Source organism: Henriciella mobilis (genome assembly GCF_003576315.1).
GTDB lineage: Bacteria > Pseudomonadota > Alphaproteobacteria > Caulobacterales > Hyphomonadaceae > Henriciella > Henriciella mobilis.
On the sequence record NZ_QWFZ01000003.1, the window covers coordinates 764916 to 786502 of the forward strand.

General features: G+C 63.4%; 26 protein-coding genes. 14 read left to right on the plus strand and 12 right to left on the minus strand.

Annotated elements, in window-relative coordinates:
* Positions 1–432: a hypothetical protein gene (locus D1227_RS03900; RefSeq protein ID WP_119403844.1), complete on the plus strand. Its 432-nt coding sequence runs from the start codon at positions 1–3 to the stop codon at positions 430–432.
* Between the two features lie 56 nt (positions 433–488).
* Here D1227_RS03900 and D1227_RS03905 read toward each other — a convergent pair whose 3' ends face one another.
* Positions 489–689 (minus strand): dodecin family protein, encoded by a 201-nt coding sequence (locus D1227_RS03905; protein ID WP_119403845.1) that lies wholly within the window; start codon positions 687–689, stop codon positions 489–491.
* 139 nt (positions 690–828) lie between these two features.
* On the opposite strand from D1227_RS03905, the gene D1227_RS03910 reads away from it, so the two are divergent.
* Genes D1227_RS03910 through D1227_RS03920 form a run of 3 tightly spaced genes read left to right on the plus strand, consistent with a single transcriptional unit; the run spans position 829 to position 2788 of the window.
* Positions 829–1248: a nuclear transport factor 2 family protein gene (locus tag D1227_RS03910; protein WP_233349611.1), complete on the plus strand. Its 420-nt coding sequence runs from the start codon at positions 829–831 to the stop codon at positions 1246–1248.
* Positions 1245–1784: a GNAT family N-acetyltransferase gene (locus tag D1227_RS03915; protein ID WP_119403846.1), complete on the plus strand. Its 540-nt coding sequence runs from the start codon at positions 1245–1247 to the stop codon at positions 1782–1784. The genes D1227_RS03910 and D1227_RS03915 overlap by 4 nt, the downstream gene beginning before the upstream one ends.
* A 41-nt stretch (positions 1785–1825) precedes the next feature.
* Complete coding sequence (locus D1227_RS03920; protein WP_119403847.1) at positions 1826–2788, plus strand: acetyl-CoA carboxylase carboxyltransferase subunit alpha; 963 nt, start codon at positions 1826–1828, stop codon at positions 2786–2788.
* 169 nt (positions 2789–2957) lie between these two features.
* On the opposite strand, the gene D1227_RS03925 is transcribed toward D1227_RS03920, so the two are convergent.
* Positions 2958–3212: a TraR/DksA family transcriptional regulator gene (locus D1227_RS03925; protein ID WP_119403848.1), complete on the minus strand. Its 255-nt coding sequence runs from the start codon at positions 3210–3212 to the stop codon at positions 2958–2960.
* 102 nt (positions 3213–3314) lie between these two features.
* Between D1227_RS03925 and D1227_RS03930 the strand changes: the two genes are divergently transcribed.
* Together D1227_RS03930 and D1227_RS03935 are read left to right on the plus strand one after the other, a co-directional pair.
* Positions 3315–4283, plus strand: coding sequence for an ABC transporter ATP-binding protein (locus D1227_RS03930; RefSeq protein WP_119403849.1), 969 nt, complete (start codon positions 3315–3317; stop codon positions 4281–4283).
* A complete protein-coding gene (locus D1227_RS03935) occupies positions 4283–5743 on the plus strand; it encodes an ABC transporter permease (RefSeq protein ID WP_119403850.1) in 1461 nt (486 codons plus the stop codon). Before D1227_RS03930 ends, D1227_RS03935 begins: the two co-directional genes overlap by 1 nt.
* A gap of 346 nt (positions 5744–6089) precedes the next feature.
* Here D1227_RS03935 and rpsU read toward each other — a convergent pair whose 3' ends face one another.
* Positions 6090–6299, minus strand: coding sequence for a 30S ribosomal protein S21 (gene rpsU, locus D1227_RS03945; protein ID WP_026180774.1), 210 nt, complete (start codon positions 6297–6299; stop codon positions 6090–6092).
* A gap of 120 nt (positions 6300–6419) precedes the next feature.
* Here rpsU and D1227_RS03950 point away from each other — a divergent pair, with 120 nt between their 5' ends.
* A complete protein-coding gene (locus tag D1227_RS03950; protein ID WP_119403852.1) occupies positions 6420–7043 on the plus strand; it encodes a COQ9 family protein in 624 nt (207 codons plus the stop codon).
* Here D1227_RS03950 and D1227_RS03955 read toward each other — a convergent pair whose 3' ends face one another.
* Together D1227_RS03955 and D1227_RS03960 are read right to left on the minus strand one after the other, a co-directional pair.
* Entirely contained in the window at positions 7044–7643 is a 600-nt protein-coding gene (locus D1227_RS03955; RefSeq protein ID WP_119403853.1) for an NAD(P)H-dependent oxidoreductase, read from the minus strand. It lies immediately after the preceding gene.
* Between the two features lie 120 nt (positions 7644–7763).
* Positions 7764–9395, minus strand: coding sequence for a DUF389 domain-containing protein (locus D1227_RS03960; protein WP_119403854.1), 1632 nt, complete (start codon positions 9393–9395; stop codon positions 7764–7766).
* 121 nt (positions 9396–9516) lie between these two features.
* On the opposite strand from D1227_RS03960, the gene D1227_RS03965 reads away from it, so the two are divergent.
* A complete protein-coding gene (locus tag D1227_RS03965) occupies positions 9517–10761 on the plus strand; it encodes an APC family permease (RefSeq protein WP_119403855.1) in 1245 nt (414 codons plus the stop codon).
* Between the two features lie 13 nt (positions 10762–10774).
* On the opposite strand, the gene D1227_RS03970 is transcribed toward D1227_RS03965, so the two are convergent.
* Complete coding sequence (locus tag D1227_RS03970) at positions 10775–11851, minus strand: 5-(carboxyamino)imidazole ribonucleotide synthase (protein WP_119403856.1); 1077 nt, start codon at positions 11849–11851, stop codon at positions 10775–10777.
* Positions 11848–12339 carry a 5-(carboxyamino)imidazole ribonucleotide mutase gene (gene purE, locus D1227_RS03975; protein ID WP_119403857.1) on the minus strand — a complete coding sequence of 164 codons (492 nt, stop codon included), beginning with the start codon at positions 12337–12339 and terminating at the stop codon, positions 11848–11850. The genes D1227_RS03970 and purE overlap by 4 nt, the downstream gene beginning before the upstream one ends.
* A gap of 165 nt (positions 12340–12504) precedes the next feature.
* Between purE and D1227_RS03980 the strand changes: the two genes are divergently transcribed.
* From D1227_RS03980 to D1227_RS03990, 3 genes are all read left to right on the plus strand, one after another.
* Complete coding sequence (locus D1227_RS03980; RefSeq protein ID WP_233349609.1) at positions 12505–13140, plus strand: GGDEF domain-containing protein; 636 nt, start codon at positions 12505–12507, stop codon at positions 13138–13140.
* Positions 13141–13255: 115 nt separating this feature from the next.
* Complete coding sequence (locus D1227_RS03985) at positions 13256–13423, plus strand: YdcH family protein (RefSeq protein ID WP_119375934.1); 168 nt, start codon at positions 13256–13258, stop codon at positions 13421–13423.
* A gap of 61 nt (positions 13424–13484) precedes the next feature.
* Entirely contained in the window at positions 13485–14255 is a 771-nt protein-coding gene (locus D1227_RS03990; RefSeq protein ID WP_119403859.1) for an SDR family NAD(P)-dependent oxidoreductase, read from the plus strand.
* A 91-nt stretch (positions 14256–14346) separates the two neighbouring features.
* Here D1227_RS03990 and D1227_RS03995 read toward each other — a convergent pair whose 3' ends face one another.
* Positions 14347–15681, minus strand: a complete 1335-nt coding sequence (locus tag D1227_RS03995; RefSeq protein WP_119403860.1) for a cytochrome P450 — start codon at positions 15679–15681, stop codon at positions 14347–14349.
* A gap of 105 nt (positions 15682–15786) precedes the next feature.
* Complete coding sequence (locus D1227_RS04000) at positions 15787–16269, minus strand: DUF2244 domain-containing protein (RefSeq protein WP_119403861.1); 483 nt, start codon at positions 16267–16269, stop codon at positions 15787–15789.
* 114 nt (positions 16270–16383) lie between these two features.
* On the opposite strand from D1227_RS04000, the gene nth reads away from it, so the two are divergent.
* A complete protein-coding gene (gene nth, locus D1227_RS04005) occupies positions 16384–17124 on the plus strand; it encodes an endonuclease III (RefSeq protein ID WP_119403862.1) in 741 nt (246 codons plus the stop codon).
* Here nth and D1227_RS04010 read toward each other — a convergent pair.
* Both D1227_RS04010 and D1227_RS04015 read right to left on the minus strand, forming a co-directional pair.
* Positions 17121–17693, minus strand: a complete 573-nt coding sequence (locus D1227_RS04010; RefSeq protein WP_119375939.1) for an ActR/PrrA/RegA family redox response regulator transcription factor — start codon at positions 17691–17693, stop codon at positions 17121–17123. The genes nth and D1227_RS04010 overlap by 4 nt on opposite strands.
* On the minus strand, positions 17683–19095 hold the full coding sequence (locus D1227_RS04015; protein ID WP_119403863.1) for an ActS/PrrB/RegB family redox-sensitive histidine kinase: 1413 nt from the start codon (positions 19093–19095) through the stop codon (positions 17683–17685). The genes D1227_RS04010 and D1227_RS04015 overlap by 11 nt, the downstream gene beginning before the upstream one ends.
* A gap of 37 nt (positions 19096–19132) precedes the next feature.
* Here D1227_RS04015 and D1227_RS04020 point away from each other — a divergent pair, with 37 nt between their 5' ends.
* Entirely contained in the window at positions 19133–19786 is a 654-nt protein-coding gene (locus D1227_RS04020; RefSeq protein ID WP_233349607.1) for an SCO family protein, read from the plus strand.
* 64 nt (positions 19787–19850) lie between these two features.
* Positions 19851–21086 carry a polyhydroxyalkanoate depolymerase gene (locus D1227_RS04025; protein ID WP_119403864.1) on the plus strand — a complete coding sequence of 412 codons (1236 nt, stop codon included), beginning with the start codon at positions 19851–19853 and terminating at the stop codon, positions 21084–21086.
* Between the two features lie 11 nt (positions 21087–21097).
* On the opposite strand, the gene D1227_RS04030 is transcribed toward D1227_RS04025, so the two are convergent.
* A complete protein-coding gene (locus D1227_RS04030) occupies positions 21098–21556 on the minus strand; it encodes a copper chaperone PCu(A)C (RefSeq protein WP_158586558.1) in 459 nt (152 codons plus the stop codon).
* Positions 21557–21587: the final 31 nt, after the last annotated feature.

Here is a 21587-nt window from a genome sequence, read left to right on the forward strand (position 1 = left end):
ATGAAACGAGTTCTGATCGCCGCCGGCCTTGCGGCCGGCCTGGCTGCGGGATTGGCCGGGGCCGACGAGGCGTGGAATACGCCGATTGGCGAGGTTGTCTATGACCATGACACGCCGGAAGGCCATGCCGTGCTGACCTATCCGATCGAGGGCAGTGCCGTGCTCGGCATTGGCTATGTCACTGGGCTGGCTGGCCAGACCGAGGGCCGCGGGGCCTATTCCGGGATCTGGATCGAGCCCGACCATGCCGCAGTCGAACGCTGCGACTTCGCGATCACCGACCCCGAGACCGGCGACGCGCGCTGGAACTGGGGCACGTTCGACATGGTCTTCGTGCAGCCGGACTTTCCCTCCAGCTGGGTCATTCAGCGGGGCTACTGTTTCGAGCAGCCGAGCGAGTTCCTCACCGGCGAGCCGATCCGGGGGGAATAGGCACGGGGCCCTCACCCTGAGTTTCTCAAAGGGCGAGGGCCGGTTGGCGTTTGCGCCTAGTCAGTCAGAACGAACGTCACTTTCATCGTGACGTAATAGTCGTTGATCTTGCCATTCTTCACGCGTGCCTTGATGTCGGACACCCAGACATGCTCGACATTCTTCAGCGTGTCGGATGCGCGCTCGATGCCTTCCTCGATGGCCTTTTCGATCGACTTTCCGCTGGCGGTAATCTCTGTAACGCGGGCAACACTCATCGGTTGGCCCTCCTTTGCCTGAAGCGCCACCCCAGCCTGATCGCTACCAAACCACAGGGTGGCCGACTGTACCAGCACCAGGGCTATCGCAGGCGGTGCGCTTCAGGCTATGCAGACAGGTAAAGAGAGGGAGCCCCAAATGGTCGCGACAACCGGATATTCGAAAAACGTGCAGCGCTGGATGGACTATTTCCACGGCTCGCACGGCCCGGCAGAGCTCTCGGGCATGCTGCATGACGATGTCGTCTTCCAGAGCCCGGTCGTCCACACCCCGCAGGAGGGCAAGGCGATCACGATGATGTATCTCGGCGCCGCCGGCCAGACGCTCGCCAATGACACGTTCCGCTATGTCCGCGTCTTCGATTGCGAAGACAGGGCCGTCCTCGAATTCGAGTGCGAGATGGACGGGATCACCGTCAACGGCATCGACATGATCGAATGGGACGAGGCTGGCCTGATCACCGATTTCAAGGTCATGGTCCGCCCGCTCAAGGGCATGCAGGCCGTGCACGGCGCGATGAAGGCGATGCTCGAACAGATGAAAGCCGGCCAGGGATGAGCGGACGGCCGGTCCCGGTCATCCTGACTGAAAGGCTGAGGCTTCGCGGCGTCGAGGCCTCCGACTTCGAGACGCTGAGGGCGCATTGGAGCCATCCCGACACGATCCGCTTCATTGGCGGGCTTGCCCGCCCGCCGCAGCTGGTCTGGACGCGGAGCATCCTGGGGAGCCGGGGCCTCTGGGCGACGCTCGGCTATGGCTACTGGTTCGTCGAGGACCGGCGCACGGGCGATTTTGTCGGCGAGGTCGGCTTTGCCGATTTCCACCGCGACTCCGAACCCGATTTCTGGGGCCTGCCGGAATGCGGCTGGGTCATCTCGCCAGCCCTGCACGGCAAGGGCTATGCGAGCGAGGCGGTGAAAGCCATCCACGACTGGTTCGATATCGAGGTCGATGAACCGAAAAGCGTCTGCATCATCGACGAGGAGAACCACGCCTCGCGCCGGATTGCGGCCCGGATCGGCTATCACCAGGCCGGGACGGTCCGCCTAGACGGCAAGGATGTCCTTTATTTCGAGCGCACAAGGGGCAGTTGAAAACTCTAGGATTCTGCGCCGACTGCCGCTAGTTATTCCCCATGCCGACGACATACCTCGATTTTGAAAAGCCGATTGCCGAGCTCGAGACCAAGATTGCCGAGCTGGAATCGCTGAGCACGACAGGTGAAGGCCCGTCCATCTCCGACGAGCTGAAAAAGCTCAAGGACAAGGCTGCCAAGCAGCTCAAGGACACCTATTCCTCGCTGTCGCCATGGCGCAAGACGCAGGTGGCCCGCCATCCCGAGCGCCCGCACTGCACCGATTTCATCGAGCACCTGTTCGATGATTTCCAGGAGCTGGCCGGTGACCGGGTGTTCGGCAATGACGAGGCCGTGATTGGCGGCCTGGCGACCTTCCGGGGCCGCAGCGTGATGATCATGGGCCATGAAAAAGGCCGCACGACAGAGAGCCGCCTGCGCCACAATTTCGGCATGGCCCACCCGGAAGGCTACCGCAAGGCGGTGCGCCTGATGGAGCTGGCCGACCGGTTCAAACTGCCCGTCCTGTCCTTTGTCGACACAGCCGGCGCCTTCCCCGGCAAGGCCGGCGAGGAGCGCGGCCAGGCCGAGGCGATTGCCCGCTCGACCGAGCGCTGCCTGACGCTGGACGTGCCCATGGTCTCGCTGATCATCGGCGAGGGCGGCTCGGGCGGGGCGATTGCCATCGCGGCGGCCAACAAGGTTCTGATGATGGAGCATTCCATCTATTCGGTGATCTCGCCGGAGGGCTGCGCCTCCATCCTCTACCGCGACGCGGCCAAGGCCCGCGATGCGGCCGAAGCCATGAAGATCACGGCTGACGACCTCCTGAAGTTGAAAGTCATCGACGCGATCGTGAAGGAGCCGGTCGGCGGCGCCCATCGCGACCCGCAGCGCGCGATCAGCCAGGCCGGCCGGGCCATTGAGAAGGCGCTGGGCGAGCTGGAAGGCCTGTCACCGGCAGAACTGAAGCGCCAGCGCCGCGACCGCTTCTACGCCATCGGCCGCGAGGGGCTGAACTAGGCCCTTTTTTCCTGGATTTGCTGCAATGGCCCCACCCCGACCCTCCCCAGAGGGGAGGGGGATGGCGTTGCGATCTGGTCATATGTCAGTTCACTCGCCTGCTTGGTGAGCGTTGTTTGTCAGGCTTGCGCCCCCTCCCTTTGGGGGAGGGTCGGGGTGGGGTCGGACGTTAGTCCTCGTTACACGTCCCGCAGCTCATGATGGCCGGGTCCTTGTCGAGGCGTTTCATGCTGATCTGGTCGCCGCAATAGAGGCAGAGGCCGAAACGGCCATCCTCAAGCCGGCGCAGAGCGGCGTCGATGCGCTTGATGTCGTCTTCCCGGGCCTGGCCGCCCGTGATCTCACTATCCGCGCACGCATGGTCGGACGGAGCGCTGGACATGCCGATCCTGTCGGCCTGGCGATGATCTAGTGGAGACTTCATCTGCTGAAGCCTGCGACCGATTTAATCGCTTGGCAAGGGCTAGTCGAATAGGTGGGTCATAGATTATCGAGAGTCGAGAAGACTCGGCAAAGTGGAGGCCGCATGACCTCGTCAGCACCCCTCGAAATGGAAAACGTGACCAAGCGGTTTGGCTTCTTTACCGCCGTCCGTGACCTGTCGCTGAACGTTCCGCAGGGGGCCATTGTCGGCTTTCTCGGGCCAAATGGCGCGGGCAAGTCGACCAGCCTGCGCATGGCGCTTGGGGTGCTGTCGCCCGACGAAGGCGAGGTGCGCCTGTTCGGCGAGCGGCCGAACATCGAATCCCTGCGGCATGTCGGTTTCCTGCCGGAAGAGCGCGGCCTCTACAAGAAGATGAGCCCGCGCGCGATCATTTCCTATTTCGCGCGGCTCAAAGGCATGAGCGCCGGCGAAAGCCGCAAGCGCGCCGACGAGCTGCTCGAGATGATGGGGCTGACCGAGTTCGGCCGCTCTCGCATCTCCAAGCTGTCGAAGGGCATGTCGCAGAAGGTACAGATCCTCGCCTCGCTCGCCCACCGGCCCGACTTCCTGATCCTGGACGAGCCGTTTTCCGGCCTCGACCCGGTCAACCAGCAGGGGCTGGAAGACCTGATCATCGAGGAACACAAACGCGGCGCGACGATCCTTTTCTCCACCCATGTCATGGAGCATGCCGAGCGGCTCTGCGATTCCATCGTGATGATGGCGCGCGGGCGCAAGGTCTTTGACGGCACGCTGGACGAGGCCTTCGGGGCGCTCGGCCGGGCCGTGCTGATCGGGGTCAGCGACGGGTTTGACCTCGATGGCGCCATGACGGCCAAGGGCTTTGGCGAGAATGAGAAGCATGGCGATACCTGGCGTGTCTCCCTGCCGTCAGGGCGCGATGCGCAGGATGCGCTGCGGGCAGCCATCGATACCGGCGCGCCGATCACCAGTTTCCGGCCCGAGGATGCACGCCTGCGCGATGTCTTCGTCTCGCTCGTCTCCGACGCCGAGGCCGAGGATCTGCGCCAGTCGCTCGCCACCCATGCAGCCAAGGAGGAGGCAGCCTGATGCGGTCCATCTATCTCGTCGCGCGCCGGGACTATCTCGGCTATGTGCAGGCCTGGGGCTTCTGGCTCGGCCTGCTGCTCACCCCGATCCTGATGGGCGTCGGCATGATGGCGCCGACCTGGGCGGCCGCCTCGCAGCCGACACGCTACTACACCGTCATCGAGAGCGGCACCGATTTTACCGATGCGCTGAAGGCCGAGATCGAGGAAGACCGGATCAGCATCGCCCGCACCGCGCTTGACCCTGTCGGCGTGCTGAATGGTGAACCGAATGAGAAGGTGGAGGCGTTCGATGCCGCCATCGACAATGGCGCCACGGTCGACGAGGCGCTGGCCGAGGCGGGCGGGACGTCCATCGAGCTGCCGCAGGCCGATTTCATCTATGTCGATCCGCCCGGGCGCACCGAAGAGGCGATCCAGCCCTACCTGCTGGGCGAGCGCGCCGTGGACAGCCCGAACGGGCCGCAGACCCTGTTTGCCGCGATCTTCGTGCCCGAAGGTGACGGCGACATCGAATACTGGAGCGAGAATATCACCGCCCAGTCGCTGCTCGCCAAGGTGCGCGCAGCCGAGCGCACGCTGACGGAACGGCGCGTCTTTGCCGAGGCTGGCGTCAGCCCGCGTATCCTGAGTGAGGCCGAAAGCCGCCGCCGGGGCATTTCAGAAAAGCGTGCCCGCCCGGCCTCTGCTGCTGCAACCGGCTCACAGGTCACGCTGGCCGACCGCGCGCCTTTCTTCGCGGCTGTGATGCTCGCCTTCCTGCTCTGGTTCCTGATCTTCTCGGTCGTGAACTACCTGCTCATGGGCACGATCGAGGAGCGGTCCAACAAGATTTTCGACTCGCTGCTGACCTCGGTGAAGCTGCCGGACATGCTGGCGGGAAAGCTGCTGGCGGTGCTGGCTGTCGCGCTAACGCTGATGGGCGTCTGGGTGATCGGTGCGCTCGTGGTCGGCAATGCCTTTTCCGGCGCGATGCCGCCCGAAGCGCGCGAAATGCTGTTCACCGTGGTCAGTGCCATTGCCAAGCCCAGCCTGCTCGTTCCGGCCGTGCTGAGCTTCATCCTCGGCTACCTGATGTATGGCGCGGTCTTCCTCGCGCTGGGCTCGCTCTGTGACACGATCCAGGAAGCCCAGACGCTGATGACGCCGCTCATCGTGATGCTGATGGTGCCGATGTTCATGATCGTGGTCGCGATCTCGGATGCGGAATCGCCGATCCTGTCGGTGATGAGCTGGATCCCGGTCTTCACGCCCTTCCTGCTCATCCTGCGGGTGCCGGCCCAACCCCCGCTCTGGGAAGTGGTCGGACTTCTGGTGATGATGGTCGCCGCGACGCTGCTGGTGCTGTGGCTCGCCTCGCGCGTTTACCGGGCCGGGGCTGTGCACGGCGCGGGCGTCGGCGATGTCGGTAAGTGGTTCACGAAGCTCATTCCGGGGAAGAAGGGCGAGGCGGGCAGCTAGACCTGTATTGAAGCATTATGTTCCTGCCAGCCATCTTCATTTCAGTGATTATTTTTGGCTTGGCGGTATGGGCATTTGCTGTTCGTCAGATTTTCAGCTCAAGCAAGTTCCGGAGAAAGTGGCTCTGGTTCGTCCTAAGTCTTGGGGTTGTGATCGTCGCGACATGGGATGTCACACCCAACTTTTCAGTTGCCGTTGGGCTCCCGGTTGGAGCGATGATTGTTCTCTGGCATTGGCGGTACGGCCGTGCGCCTTGAAGCGCTGTGCGCGCTGACCCCAAAAGAAAAACCCCTCCGGCTCGCGCCGAAGGGGTCTCATCTCTACGCCAGAACTGGCGGGCTGGTGTCTATGCCAGGCCCTCGCGCTGGGCGCGCTTGCGAGCAAGTTTGCGAGCGCGGCGCACAGCTTCTGCCTTCTGGCGAGCCTTCTTCTCGGAAGGCTTCTCGAAATGCGTACGGGATTTCATTTCCCGGAAAAGGCCCTCACGCTGCATTTTCTTCTTCAGCGCGCGAAGGGCTTGTTCGACATTGTTGTCGCGGACAACGATCTGTACGATGGGTCAATCTCCATTGGTTTTGCCCGGGCCTGTCAGAGCCCGAACGGAATTCTGGCGTGAAACGACGAATGGCGGGCCTATATCACCAAATATGAGGCTTGCCTACTCCCGGAGCCAGCAATGACAGTACGACCATCACTCCAGCTTCAGGACAAGTGGCTCGATGCCCTCCTGCCCATCGTCGAAGACGAAGGCTGGACGGACCACGCCCTTACCCTATCAGCGCGCGAGGCGGGCATAAGTTCCGAAGAAAAAGCACTCGCCGCGCCCAATGGCGTCGCGGACCTGATCGAGCGCTTCTTCGACCGGGCCGAGGAAGAGATGCTGGAGACACTCGCCTCCGCCGATCTCTCCGGCTTGCGCACGCATGAACGGGTGGCAGAGGGCATCAAGGCCTGGCTCGCGGCGCTCGCGCCCTACCGGCCAGCGGTGAAGCGCGCCTCGACGCGCGGTTTCCTGCCCTGGCATGCCCCGGATGCGGCGAAACGCACCTGGAAGGTTGCCGATACGATCTGGACTGCCGCGGGCGATACCGCCACGGACTATAACCGCGAGACCAAGCGCGGCCTGCTCTCGACCGTGCTGCCGCCCATCGTGCTCTACTGGCTCGACGAGCCCTCGGAGGACGATCTCGACGCCTTCATCGAAAAGCGCCTTCAGGGGGCGATGAAACTCGGCCAGACCGGCTCGAAATTCGCCAAGCCGGCGCTTGAGCTGCTCGACCGGCTGCGCGGGCGGGGCTGATCAGGCCCTGAGCAGGTCGTAAACCGCCAGAAGGTGGTGTTCATACCGTCTGAAATCCTCAGCCGTCCTGCCGCCCTTGCTGACGTCATAGGCGGCAAAGGTCGGGCAGGCGGATGCGCCGAAGAAGGCGAAGTTGATATGCACCGGGCTGAGCAGGTCATCGATCGACCGGCCGGAAATCAGCGTCTGCGCCGCATCTTCAAAAGCTGTCTGAGGCGCGTTGGACGTCACCGACAACATGTACCGCGTGTCCTGCATGCGCCCGCCAGACCCGTACTGCCGGCCGGGATCCGACCGGGTGCGGCCGTCGCCTTTTGCCAGGCGCCCATCCATGCCGGTTGTGTAGACTTCATCGAAATAGCGCTTCAGCGACCAGGGTAGCCCCATCGAGTTCAGGGGAAACTGGACAATGATCAGGTCAGCCCAGAGCTGGTTGCCGATTTCGGTCTCCAGGTCCCAGGCCGACTTCGTTTCCACGCAGCGCACCGGACAATCCCTGGCCGCGAAGAAATCGGCGGCGAAGGCGGTGAGCGCGGCGTTGAGTTTGCCGGGGGAGGTCGGGAAGGGTTGATGGCCGTTGATCAGCAGGATGTTGGTCATCCGGCCCAGCAAGCAGGCCTGGACCTGCGGCGCAACCGTTCCGCTGACGGAATGCGGTGTACGGGCCTGGTCCGGTTCAATCCTGACCAGTCTGCAGCAGGCCGCCCGCCGTGAGACCGGTCAGCTGACGGGCCGGATGATGACTGCCTGGAAACTGCGATAGCCGCGTTCGCGTTCGTCGGCGGTCTGGCGGAAGGCACGGTACTCGCCGATGGGCGTCGCCTCGAATCCAAGCGCCTGCAGCCGATCGGCAACCGCCTGTGCGCGCCGGATTGCCAGACTGCGATTGTCGAACCGTTGCACCTCGCCCGAGGTCGATGCATAGCCGACGACTTCCACCGCGCCGGCGCCCCAGCGCTGCAAGGCCCAGACGCTGTCGCCAAGGACCGATTCGCCCTGGTCGCTGATGTCGGCGCTACCGGTTTCGAACGCGATGGCAGGCAGTTCACTGACGGGCGGAATGATGACGACCGTCCAGTCTGCGAAGTTGGAGGACATTCGAGATTCTATGGTCCTGAAGGCTGACAGGGAAAGCGTGTCCGTCGGCTTGGCGAAAATCGTCGCGCGCAGGGCGTCGCTGTCTATGTCTGCCGCTGTGTATTCAAACGGGATGGCCGCGCGCAGTGCGCTTGCGCCCTGGCTCTGTCGGGTCATCGACTCCAGTCGGGAAATCTCTTCCCTGAGCGGCGCACCGATGGAGCTGTCAGCCAGGCGCATGAAGCTCTCCGTTTCCAGCGCCTTGTCCTCATCCACGAGAACCTGGTCGAGATCGACAAGGACCGGCCGGCCAAGCTCCGCCGAGAGTTTCTCAGCGAGGCTTGCTTCCGCGCCCGCGACCTGCTGGCGCGTGCGCACAGTTGCCTGAACGGTGAGGTCGCCATTTTTCGGGAAGGAGACAGAGACGTCCGCCACGCGGGCCCTGCTTTCCTGGAACGGATCCAGCAGCGATGACTTCACCAGGTTCAGCACCCGCGTTTCATAGGCGATGTCGCGCAGGGCGAGGCCGAGCGGAATCGACAGGGCGGCAAACACCGACACGACCAGCGCCGTCTGCCAGAGCGTGCTTTTCGAGCCGTGCTCGGCGCCGAAACTGTAGAGCCGCGACAGGATGGTTACCGACAGGGCAATCGCCAAGAGGTTGGTCATGAAAAGGAAAAAGGCCCCGCCCGCAATTGACAGCGATCCGACCGCAAGCCCGAAGCCGGTTACCGCCAAAGGCGGCATCAGGGCGGTGGCGATGGCAACACCGACAATCGTCTCTCCCTTGCGGTTGATCACGGCATATCCGCCGGCGAGACCGGAAAAGACGGCGACGAGGAGGTCGAAGAAATTCGGCCGCGTGCGGGCGAGGATTTCCGGTGTCGCATCGCTCAATGGCGAAACCAGCGTGATCAGAAAGGAGATGGCAATTGCTGCAACTGTTCCGCATCCCATGGACAGCATGCCCCGCCGCAGGGCCGGCCAGTCCAGGATGCTGAGCGAAAAGCCCATCAGCATGATTGGTCCCATGAGCGGCGAAATGAGCATGGCGCCGATGATGACGGCCGGTGAGGAGAGCAGGAGGCCGAGCGTCGCAATCGCACACGACATCACGATCATGAAAACGTATCGGCCGGACAGCAGGCCTTCACTGCGCACATGGTCGATGACTTCTGTATGGTCGATGCTGTTCGACATCTTGCGCAAGAGCCAGCGGAACTGGATGCGCAAGGCCTTGAGCGGCCGGCCGAACGTCGATTTTTCTTCAGCCATTCAGGCCCCCCCGATGCGATCAGGATCAAACATATTCCAGTAACGGGAATTAGCTATATTTCGGGCGCATACGGCCTTGTCCTTATTGGGTTGCGGTGGCTTGAGCCGCTAGTGTCACACCATGTCATCCAGCGACCCGACCCCGCCTGAGGCCGCTCCGCCGCATTATGCGCTCAGCCGGCGGCTGACCCTGCCGCTGCTGGTGCTTTACGGCCTCGGCGTCACAATCGGGGCAGGGATCTATGTTCTCATCGGGCTGACGGCTGAAGAGGCGGGCATGTACGCGCCGCTCTCCTTCCTGCTGGCGGCGGCCATCGTGACCTTCAGCGGGCTGAGCTATGCCGAGTTCAGCACCCGCTATCCGGTCAGCGCGGGCGAGGCAGTCTTTGTCGAGAGCGGGCTCGGCCTGCCATGGCTGACCCTGCTGGTCGGCCTGACCATTGCGCTGGCTGGTCTGGTCTCGGCGGCAACAGTGTCGATCGGGGCTGCCGCCTATATCGAGCAGCTTGTGCCCGGGCCGCCGGCCTTGCTGATTGCTGTGATTGTGCTCGGCCTTGGCGTGCTGGCGGCCTGGGGCATTCTGGAATCGGTCGCCATTGCAGCCGCCTTCACCCTGATCGAAATTGGTGGGCTGGTCTTCGTCATCGCTTATGCCTTGACCGCCCATCCGGAGCTGCTGTCGCGGGTCGGCGAACTCGTCCCGCCGCTGGAGCTGTCTGTCTGGACGGGCATCGCATCCGGCGGCCTGATCGCCTTCTTCGCCTTTGTCGGCTTCGAGGACCTGGTCAATGTCGCCGAGGAGGCAAAGGCGCCGCAGAAAAACATGCCGCGCGCCATCCTCTACACGCTGGCCATCTCGACGTTGCTCTATCTTGCCGTGACCTCCGTCATCGTGCTGGCCGTGCCGCTGGAGGCGCTGCGCGAGTCGACCGCGCCGCTGACGCTCGTCTTTGGCGCGGACGCGGATGTCGCGCGCGGCGGGCTTGCGCTGGTGGCCGGGATCGCGGCGCTCAATGGCATACTGATCCAGATGATCATGGCCTCGCGCGTGCTGTATGGCCTCGCCGACAGGGGGCGCCTGCCGCCGGTACTGGCGCGGGTCAATCCCACGACGCGCACACCGCTGGTCGCGACAGGCCTTGTCGTTGCGGCGACGCTTGTGCTCAGTCTCCTGCTGCCGGTGCAGGCGCTTGCGCAGACGACATCCGCGCTGGTGCTCAGCGTCTTTGCCATCGTGAACTTCGCGCTGGTCCAGCTGAAGCGTAAGGGCGACAGGCCCGCCCCATGGGTGTTCAGCGTACCTGGCTGGGTGCCGTGGGTGGGGCTGGTATCCTGCCTCGGCCTGCTCTCGACGTCGCTTCTCTGACGGGTTCCGCGCCTTACGAGGCGCGCCCGGTCCGCCAGACGACATGGCCCATCTTGCGGCCTGCCTTCGCCTCGCGCTTGCCATAGAGGGTGAGCACCGCATCCTCGGTATAGGTATCGGGGGGGCTAAGGGCTTCCTTGCCGAGCAGGTTGCGCATTTCGGCATCGAAGACGCGTGTCACAGGGCCGAGCGGCCAGCCGGCAACCGCTCGGATATGCTGCTCGAACTGGCCTGTCAGGCAGGCCTCAGGCGTCCAGTGGCCGGAATTGTGGACACGCGGGGCCACTTCATTGGCGAGCAGCGTGCCGTCTTCCAGCACGAAGAGTTCCAGCGCCATCACGCCGACATGGCCGGTTTCCCGGGCCAGCGTTTCGGCCAGGCTGCGGGCGCGATCGATAATGTCCTCGCCAAGCCCGCATGGCACGATGGATGTGCGCAGGATGCCGCCGGAATGGTCGTTCATGCTGGGTTCGAACGCAGCGGTTGTACCGTCTTCCATGCGTGCGATCACAACGGAGATCTCCCGCTCGAACGGCACGAAGGCTTCCAGCACGGCCGGCACGTCGCCGATGGCGCGATAGGCGGCGGCGAGGTCATCGCCCGTCTTCAGGCGGACCTGACCCTTGCCGTCATAGCCATCGCGGCGGGTCTTGAGCAGGCCCTCACCGCCGAGCAGGGTGAGCGCCTTTTCCAGGTCATCGGCGGAATCCACCGCTTCGAAATGGCCGGTCTCGATCCCGATGGAATTGAGGAAGCGCTTCTCGCTCAGCCGGTCCTGCGAGACCTCGAGGGATTTCGCACCGGGCCGGACGATGGCGCCCTTTTCCATGAGGAACTCGACCGAGGCGACCGGGATGTTCTCGAATTCATAAGTGATGGCATCGCAGGCCCTGGCGAACGCCGTCAGCGTGTCCTCATCCTCATAGGCGGCCTGCCAGTGTTTGGCGGCGACGCGCGCGGCAGGCGGATCGTCCTCGGGGGCGAGGATGTGCACGTCAAAGCCGAGCCGGGCAGCTGCCGAGGCGAGCATGCGGCCAAGCTGGCCGCCGCCAAGGATGCCGATCACGGCGCCTGCCGGCAGGGCAGTCATCCTTCCGGAACCTCTGCCACACTCTCGGTCTGTGCCTGGCGGAAGGCGTCCAGCTTCGCGGCAACGGACGGATCTTCCAGCGCGATGATGGACGCGGCGAGGATGCCGGCATTCGCTGCGCCTGCCTCACCGATGGCCAGCGTGCCGACCGGGACACCTTTCGGCATCTGCACAATCGAGAGCAGGCTGTCCTGGCCGCTCAGCGCGCGCGATTGCACCGGCACGCCGAGCACGGGCAGCGGGGTCATGGCGGCGGTCATGCCGGGCAGGTGAGCGGCCCCGCCGGCGCCGGCGATGATCACCTTGAGGCCGCGGTCCTTTGCGGCTTTCGCATAGTCGGCCAGCCGGTCCGGTGTGCGGTGCGCCGAAACGATCCGCGCTTCATGCGCCACGCCAAGCGTCTCCAGCATTTCGCAGGCAAGCTTCATCACCGGCCAGTCAGACTGGCTGCCCATGATGACACCGACAACGGGATCCCGTTCGCTCATTTGGCCCCCTTTCAGGAAGCGGCCCAAAATAGGCGAGGGCCTTGCCCCGTCAAGCGGCTGTGATCGCTGGATGCACAAGGCAGTTTGGCGTATAGGAATCGTATGGGGAATGAGACCGGTAATGGCAGGCAGACCAGGGTGAAATCCGCGGCCGGATCACCTGCCATGGACCTGCTGGACGCCCTCGGCGTCGACTTGTCTGACCATGATGTCGCGGCCCGGGCGGCATTTCGCGCGCTGGCCGAAGAGGTCATCTGGCTACGGGAAGAAGAGGCGCGCCTGCGCCATCGTCTCGATGCGGTCGAAGCGCTGGCCGACCGCGATTCGCTCTGCCCGGTCTTCAACCGGCGTGCCTTCGAGCGGGAGCTGATGCGCGAGATTGCGCTGGCGGCCCGTCATGGCGCGCCGCTCTGCCTCGTCTATATCGACCTCGACCGCTTCAAGGAGGTCAATGACCGGTTCGGCCATGCCGCCGGCGACGCCGCGCTCAAGCAGGTCTGCGACATCCTCGTTGCGCAGGTTCGCCAGACCGACATTGTCGGCCGTCTTGGCGGTGACGAGTTCGGTGTGATCCTGACCCATGCCGGGCTTGCCGATGCCCGCCAGAAGGCCGATTCCCTGGTTGAGCGCATCGACGGGCTGAGCGTCAGCGGCGCCGACCCTGATGCCGCACCCGTCCAGCTTGGCGCCTCCTGCGGGGTCATTGAATGGACCGGCCAGCCCTCTGCTGATTTGCTTATTGCAGAAGCCGACGAAGCCATGTTTCGCGCCAAGACTGCCCGGAAATCAGCCAGGGTCTGAAAGAGTCGTTTTCTGGCTCGATTTTCATCTGAATCCCCGTGACCAGTCCGATTTCTTGTGGTTTACTGTGATGCGAAAGACACAGTTTTTCAGCAGCAAGCAAGGAGGTTGATCTATGTCAATCCAAGGTCGTATCGAAGAACTTCACACGCGCCATCGCAAGCTTGATGAGGCCATTGAAGAAGAACAGAAGCGTCCTGCTGCCGATGAGATCCGACTGCATGATCTCAAGAGGAAGAAACTGAAGATTAAAGAGGAACTGGTCACTCTCCGCCCGAACTAGGCAAGACCAGACCGGCGTACCCTGATCCGGACGGTCTGATCCTGCCGGATCAGGAGACACCATGGAAAAACCTGTCACACTCATTCTCGGCCTCGGGCTACAGACCGGCGAGGCGATCGCCCGGCGCTTTTGCGAAGCCGGGCACGCTGTCATCGCCTGCGACCCGCAGCCCAAGCGCGTCGAGCGGGTCGCCGACAGCCTGCGCGACCGGGCCATCGTCCAGCATGAAGAGCTGCACACCCGGATCGGCCTCAAGAACTGCCTGTCCACTGCGATCGAGGCCTATGGCCAGGTCGACCATCTTATCTGCATTCCGCCTGTCGCACCCGCCATGCCTTTGACCGAGCTGGAAACCGGCGAGTTCGACAAGCTGCAGCTGCGGGCTGTGCGCGGCGCGGTGATGACGCTGCAGATTTTCGAGAAACATGTCGCTGCGCGTGTCGAGGAAGCCGGCGACACGATGGGCCGCCGCGCCCAGATGGGGACGGTCACCTTCATCATGTCGCTGTCGGCAAAGCAGATGAATTACGGGGATTTCGGCGATGCCGTTGTCCAGAATGCCATTCTCGGGGTGATGCAGGCCGGCGCCGTGGAGCTGGCGCCGAAGCGTATCCGGGTCAATGCGATCTGCGCGCTGCGCCCGCGTGCCGAAAGTGTCGAGAGTGAATGGCTGAAAAGACGCACGCCCATGGGCCGCGCCAGCCAGCCGGACGAGATCGCGGATGCCGCGCTCTACCTTTCCCAGCCGGCCAGCGCGATCATAACAGGCGAGACCCTGGTCATGGATGGCGGGCGAACGCGCCTGTCCGGCCTGATCGAGGTCGATGAGTAAGGGGCCTCATCCTCATCACATCAGAGGTCCCAAGTAGAAGCCCCGCAAGCGTCAGCTTGCGGGGCTTTGTCTGTCTGGCTTGTCGGTCAGCCTATTTTTTCTTCGGGTGCAGGATCACCGGCATCCAGGTGTAGCCCTTCACGAAGGAGTGCGGGGTGCGCTCCGGCTCGTCGAGCACTTCGATATGCTCGAAACGTTCCATGATCTCCTCCCACAGGATGCGCAGCTGCAGCTCGGCGAGGCGGTTGCCCACGCAGCGGTGGATGCCGAAGCCGAAGGAGAGGTGGTTACGCGCCTGCTTGCGGTCGATGATCAGGCGGTTGGGGTCTTCGTCCCAGAAACGCTCGTCGCGGTTGCCGGAGACGTACCACATGGCGACCTGGTCGCCTTTCTTGATCGTCTTGCCGTGCATCTCGACGTCTTCCAGCGCGGTGCGGCGCATATAGGCGAGCGGCGTCTGCCAGCGAATGACCTCGGACACCATGTTCGGGATGATCGAGGGGTCGGCCTTCAGCTTGTCATACTGATCCGGCCACTTGTTGAGCGTGTAGACCGAGGCCGACATCGAGTTCCGCGTCGTATCGTTGCCGCCGACAATGAGAAGGATGACGTTGCCGAGCAACTCCATCGGCGTCATGTTCCGGGTCTTCTCGCCATGCGCGAGCAGGCTGATCAGGTCGTTCTTCTGCGGCTTGGCACCGCGTTCCTGGAAAATGCCCATGAAGGTGGTCAGGCATTCCATGAGTTCCTGCTTCCACTGGTCGAGGCCGCCCGGGCAGATGTCCGGATTGTGCGGATTGACCGCGACATCCGACCAGCGCGTCAGCTTGCGGCGCTCCTCGAACGGGAAGTCGAACAGGGTGGCGAGCATCATCGTCGTCAGCTCGATGGAGACATTATCGACCCAGTCGAACGGCTCATTCACGGGCAGCGAATCCAGCAGGCCCTGCGTGCGCGAGCGGATCAGCGGCTCGAATTCCTTGAGCATGTTCGGCGCAACGGCTGGCTGAACCGTCTTGCGTTGCTCGGAGTGGCGCGGCTCGTCCATGGCGATGAACATGGGCAGCTCGAAATCCTCAAAGCCTTCGCCGAGCGTGATGCCGCCATATTCCCAGGATGAGGAGAAGCGCTTGTGGTCGATATCGACCGCCTGGACATCCTCATAGCGCGTCACCGACCAGTATGGGCCCGAGAAGCTGTCCGGCGTGTAGTGAACCGGATCATTGTCGCGCAGCCACTTGAAGAATTCCCAGTGCGCATCGCGGCGCCAGAGTTCCGGGTCGAGAATGTCGAAGGTCGACATGTCGACATCTTCCGGGGACGGAATGGGGGCGTCCCGGTCGAGGTGGAACTCCATCAGCTTTTCGCGAATGGTCGACTTCGGACGCTCGAGATTATGACGAACCGTGGTTGCTGTGTCTGCCATGTAGGTGCCTCCTGATGGACCGGTCCATGCCGGCTGGTTTTCTCGTTTGAAGGGACTTTACCACAGAGAATTTAAGAAAACCATGACGCCTGCGTCATTTTTTCGTTAGTACCGTTCGGCGCGGGCTTTTGCGATGGCGGATTCGATGGCCGCGTGCAGGGATTTTCGCTCGCGCGGGCTGAGGAAACGGCCAATGACATAGGCCGTCTGGCCATGGGCAAGGCGCAGCTCGCTCGGCTTGCGTTCGGGATAGGCCAGCGACAGCCGGGTGAACGCGGTCGGCAGGTGGACTTCCTTTCGATCCTGGCCCGGCCGGGCATGGGTCAGCCGGATGGTCTCGGCCGTTACGCGCACTGTCGTCTCTTCCTTGAGGTTCTGGAAATTCTTGCGAAAGGCGAACCAGATGGCGAGGGCGTCGAGGCCGAACCAGCCAAGGACGGGGAAGGCGCCCATGGACAGGAACATGATCCCACCAAGAAAGCTCATGCCGCCAACAAGGCTCATGATGACGAGAAAGGCACGCGGGCTGAGCGCGACATTCGGGGTCAGTGTCGCGTCGAAATAGACGGTGGAGGGTGTCTCGCTCATCGGCTCTTATTTTATGCCCGGGCGGGCAGGCGGCAAGTGAAGGCTTGATAAGGCTGGTGCGGCATTTACACCGCTGGGGTCAGGACCTGAGAACTTTGTCGTGGAGGCACGCGGATGACAAAGACACCTGCGAAACCCGCCCCGAAAAAGCGCAAGAAGCGCGCTGCCCCGACGCTCGGACCGGAGAAGACGGCCCGGCTCTATGCTGCGCTCGCCGAGGATCGCCCGGCGCCGAAGACCGAGCTTGAGTATCACAATCCCTATACGCTGGTGGTCGCCGTCGCGCTGTCGGCGCAGGCGACCGATGTCGGGGTCAACAAGGCGACGAAGAAACTCTTCAAGGTCGCGGACACGCCGGAGAAGATGCTGGCCCTCGGCGAGGACGGTGTCGCCGATCACATCAAGACGATCGGCCTGTGGCGCAACAAGGCGAAGAATGTCATCGCGCTCAGCCAGCTGCTTGTCGACGAGTATGACGGCAAGGTGCCCGAGACCCGCGAGGCGCTGACGAAACTACCCGGCGTCGGGCGCAAGACGGCGAATGTCGTTCTGAACGAAGCGTTCGGGCATGAGACGATCGCCGTGGATACGCACATCTTCCGCGTCTCCAACCGCACCGGCCTCGCGCCAGGCAAGACGCCGGACGAGGTCGAGGCGCAGCTCGAGCGGGTCACACCGGACGAGTTCAGGAAGGGCGCCCATCACTGGCTGATCCTGCACGGGCGCTATGTCTGCACCGCGCGAAAGCCGAAATGCTGGGACTGCGTCATCGCCGATATCTGCAAGTTCAAGGACAAGACACCCGACCCGGCAAGGAAAGGGAAGACGTCAGACCTTGGGCCGAAGGGGCCTTAACGCGGCGCGCGCTTGGCCAGGATGCGCTGCAGGGTGCGGCGGTGCATGTTGAGGCGGCGCGCGGTTTCCGAGACATTGTGATTGCACAGCTCGTAGACGCGCTGGATGTGTTCCCAGCGCACGCGGTCAGCCGACATCGGGTTTTCCGGCGGCTCGGGCATGCCTTCGCCTGTGTTCACCAGCGCGCGGATGATGTCCTCGACCTCTGCCGGCTTGGCGAGATAGTCGGCGGCGCCGGCCTTCACGGCAGCGACGGCGGTGGCGATGGCGCCGTAACCGGTCAGGATGACGGCGCGGGCTTCGGGACGATAGCGGTGAAGCGTTTCAACGACGTCGAGGCCTGATCCGTCTTCAAGGCGCAGGTCCAGCACGGCGAAAGCCGGCGGGTTCATGCGGCAGATATCCTTGGCTTCGGCGGCCGAAGACACAGCCGAGACCAGAAAGCCACGCTGGGTGAGGGCCCGGCCGAGGCGCTGCAGGAAGGGGCCATCATCATCGAGGACGAGGCACGTCCTGTCTTCGACGTCCTTCAAGGCCTCATGAAGTTTTACGGTGACGTTATAGTCCATCAGATTTGCTCTCCACTTGCGGACTATTTATCTGCATACGGTCAGATTCCAAGGATTCGAGTGCTTTTCGTGGCCACACGGCCTGAACGATTGCGCCATGTCTTGGCGGAATCCTGTTTCGCGTCGCGATCCGCCCGCCTGTGCGCTCGATCAGCGTCTTCGCGATGAAGAAGCCAAGGCCCATGTCGCCGCCGCCCAGATGCGCCTCGCTGCGCTGGGAAACATAGGGCTCGCCCAGCTTCGGCATGACCTCTGCGGCAAAGCCCGGCCCGTCATCGGTGATCGTCACCATGAACTGGTGGCCGGTCCAGCTCGCGACGGCGCGGACCTGGCTGTCGGCAAAGCTGACGGCGTTCTCGATGAAGGCGCCAAGCGCGTGCAGGATTTCCGGGCTGCGCCGGATCATCGGGACGCGCGCCTCGCCGCCATCGCCGGGCGCATAGGTCACCCGCAACTCGACGCCCAGCCCCTTGAAGGGCGCGGCGGCCTCCTCGACCAGCGCGCTGAGCGGCATATTGGCGTGGACGATGTCCTCGGCCTCGCGGGCCCGGCTCAGCTGGCCGAGGATCTCCCGGCAGCGTTCGGCCTGTTCGGCGATCAGCTGGACGTCCTCGCGGTGTGGGTCTTCATCCTCGAGATCGTCTGACAGCTCCCGCGCGACAAGGTGGATGGTGGCGAGCGGCGTGCCGAGTTCATGGGCCGTCATGGCGGCCATGGCGCCAAGGGCTGACAGGCGCTGCTCGCGCGCCATCACCACGGAGGCGGCATCGAGCGCGCGTACCAGCCGGGCTTCATCCTCATTGAGGCGGGCCGACGAAACCACGAAAAAGAGCACCCCGATGCCAAGCGCTGCGAAATGACCCCATTCGAAAAGCGGCGGCAGGGTGAAGACCTGGTCGGTACGCCAGGGCAGGCCGAAGGAAAAAAGCGGCATCAGGGCTGCGCAGCTGATCGCCAGCAGCGATATGATGACCGAGAAACGCGGCCTGAGGCTGGTGGCTGCGACCGTCACGGGCGCCAGGAGGAAAAGCAGGAAGGGGTTGGACAGCCCGCCTGTCAGCGTGATGAGCATGGCCAGCTGCACGGTGTCGAAGGCCAGCTGCAGCGTGGCTTCCCAGCCCTTGAGGAGCACCTGCTCGCGCATCGCAAAGGACAGGAAGACATTCAGCCAGGCCGAGGCGGCAATGACTGTCAGGCAAAGGCCGAGCGGCATGTCGAAGCCGAGAATGAACTGAACCACGACGACGGCCGCCGTCTGCCCCGCGACGGCGAGCCAGCGCAGCGTGACGAGGGTTCGCAGCCGGGCCCGTCCGCGCGCAGCATCGACGCCGGCAAGCCCGGTCGGCAGCAGACTGTAGAGCGCCTGCTCGAACCCTTCCCGATTGACTGTGACGTCGTCCATTGAACTCCTGCGACACTGTTTCGCGTGAGGCGCCCGCTTGAAGCAGCCCCGCTCGCGCGACATACATTCGGCCATGAAACCGTTTCACACAATCTCTGTGGCGCTGGCCGCCCTTCTCGTCGCCTGTAGCGGTGAACAGCCGGTGAAGACAACGGCCGGCGGTTCCCTGGCAAGCTGCACCACGCGGTCCTATGAGGAAATAGGCGGGCCGTTCACCCTGACAAACCAGGATGGCGTCGAGGTCACCGAGGAAGACTTCAAGGGCCGGCCGACCCTGATCTATTTCGGCTTTACCTACTGCCCGGATGTCTGTCCGGGTACGCTGGTTGGCATTGCCAATGCCTACCGGTCCCTGCCGGAGGATATCGAGCCGCCGCAGACCCTGCTGATCAGCGTCGACCCGGAGCGCGACACGCCCGAAGCGCTGAAGACCTATGTCGCCAGCAATGCATTTCCCGAAAACCTTGTCGGCCTGACGGGCACGCCGGAGCAGATCGCGGCTGTCGCGGACGAATTCTTCGTCGGCTATGACCGGATCGAGACGCCGGAAAGTGCCGGTGAATATACGATGGACCACACTTCGCTTCTCTACCTGATGGACGAGGACTGGAAGCTGAAGACCTTCTTCGCCGAGGGCGATTCCAACCCCGAGGACATGGCCACCTGTCTGGCACAACTGTTGCGGCAGTAGCTGCGCATTGCAATTCCGGAGAATTGTGCGCATATGTTGCAGTGCAACATGAGAGGTTGGTCGAGTGCTTTACACGCTGGTGGAAATGAACAAGGCGGCCATGGCGCCGTTACGGCTGCATGCCAAGGCGGCGCATTCAATCTGGACCTCGCCGACAAACCCCTTCCGTGAATCGCAGTTTGGACGGTCCATTTCGGCCGCGACGAGCGTGTTCGAGCGCGCCACCCGGTTTTATGGAAAGCCCGAGTGGCAGATCCCGACGACCGAGATCAATGGCCGTACGCTTGAAGTGACCCCGCGCACCGTCTGGGCATCGCCCTGGTGCCAGCTTGTCCATTTCGACACTGAAGACGCCCCGAAGAACCGGCCGGAACTGCTGATCGTCGCGCCGCTTTCAGGCCACTATGCGACGCTTCTGCGCGGTACGGTCGAGGCCTTCCTGCCGACACACGACGTCTACATTACGGACTGGACGGATGCGCGCATGGCGCCGATCTGGTTCGGCCGCTTCGATCTCGATGATTATATCGACCACATCCGCGACATGCTGGACTTCCTCGATGCTGGTGTTCACGTGCTGGCGGTCTGCCAGCCCGGCCCGCCGGTCCTTGCCGCGATCGCGATGATGGCCGAGGACGGCTCGCCGGACCTGCCGGCGACGATGACCTTCATGGGCTCGCCCATCGATGCGCGCCGCTCGCCGACCGTGCCGAACAAGCTGTCGGAAGAGCGCAGCCTCGACTGGTTCCGCTCCAAGATGATCCACACCGTGCCCGCGCCGTGGCCGGGTGCGTTCCGCCGGGTCTATCCGGGCTTTGTCCAGCTCACCTCCTTCATGCACATGAACTGGGATCGCCATGTCGATGCCCAGCACCGCTTCTTCGAGCACCTTGTCGAGGGCGACGAGGACAGCGCCGAAAAGCACAAGACTTTCTATGACGAATACCTGTCCGTGCTCGACCTGACCGAGGAGTTCTACATCCAGACCATCGAGCGCGTCTTCCAGAAGGCGCTGCTGGCGCGCGGCGAGTACCGCTATCGCGATGAGCGGCTGGTCAAGCCGGGCGCCATCGAGACGGTCGGCCTGATGACGGTCGAGGGTGAGCTGGACGACATTTCCGGTATTGGCCAGACGCAGGCTGCGCATGATCTCTGCACGCGCATCCCGGACAAGATGAAGGAAGACTACATCCAGCCGGGCGTTGGCCATTACGGCGTCTTCAACGGCTCACGCTTCCGCAAGGAAATCGTCCCACGCGTCATCAAGTTCCAGGAACACGTGACCGGATCGAAGAAGTAAGGGCCTGAACCTCACTCCCCCTGCGCGCGCACCTCGGCTTCGGCTTCCAGCGTCAGCGGTTCCTCGCGGCCTGCAACATCGAAATAGAAGGTGATGTTGGCCGTGTCGCCCGCTGCCAGCGCCTCATCGACGCCGAAGAACATCAGGTGGTCGCCGCCGCGGTCGAGTTTCAGCGTGTCGCCAGCCTTCAGGTCCCAGCCATCAACGGGGCGCATCTGCATCCGGTCGTCCACCATCGCCATGGAGTGGGTTTCGACGGTCGTGGCTACGTCGCTGCTGACCCCTGTCAGCCTTACATCGCCGCCCTCGACCGTTATCTCGATCCCGCCCATCGTGATGTCGCGCCCGGCAATCGGGGCCATGATGAAAGCATCCGTGTAGGACAGGACAGGCTCGCCATCAGACGCGGTCGAGGCAGGCTGACAGGCCGCGAGCAGGGCGGGGGCGAGAAATAGGGCGGCGAGGCGCATGGGGGACATCCTTTTTGGAAGCCCCATGCAT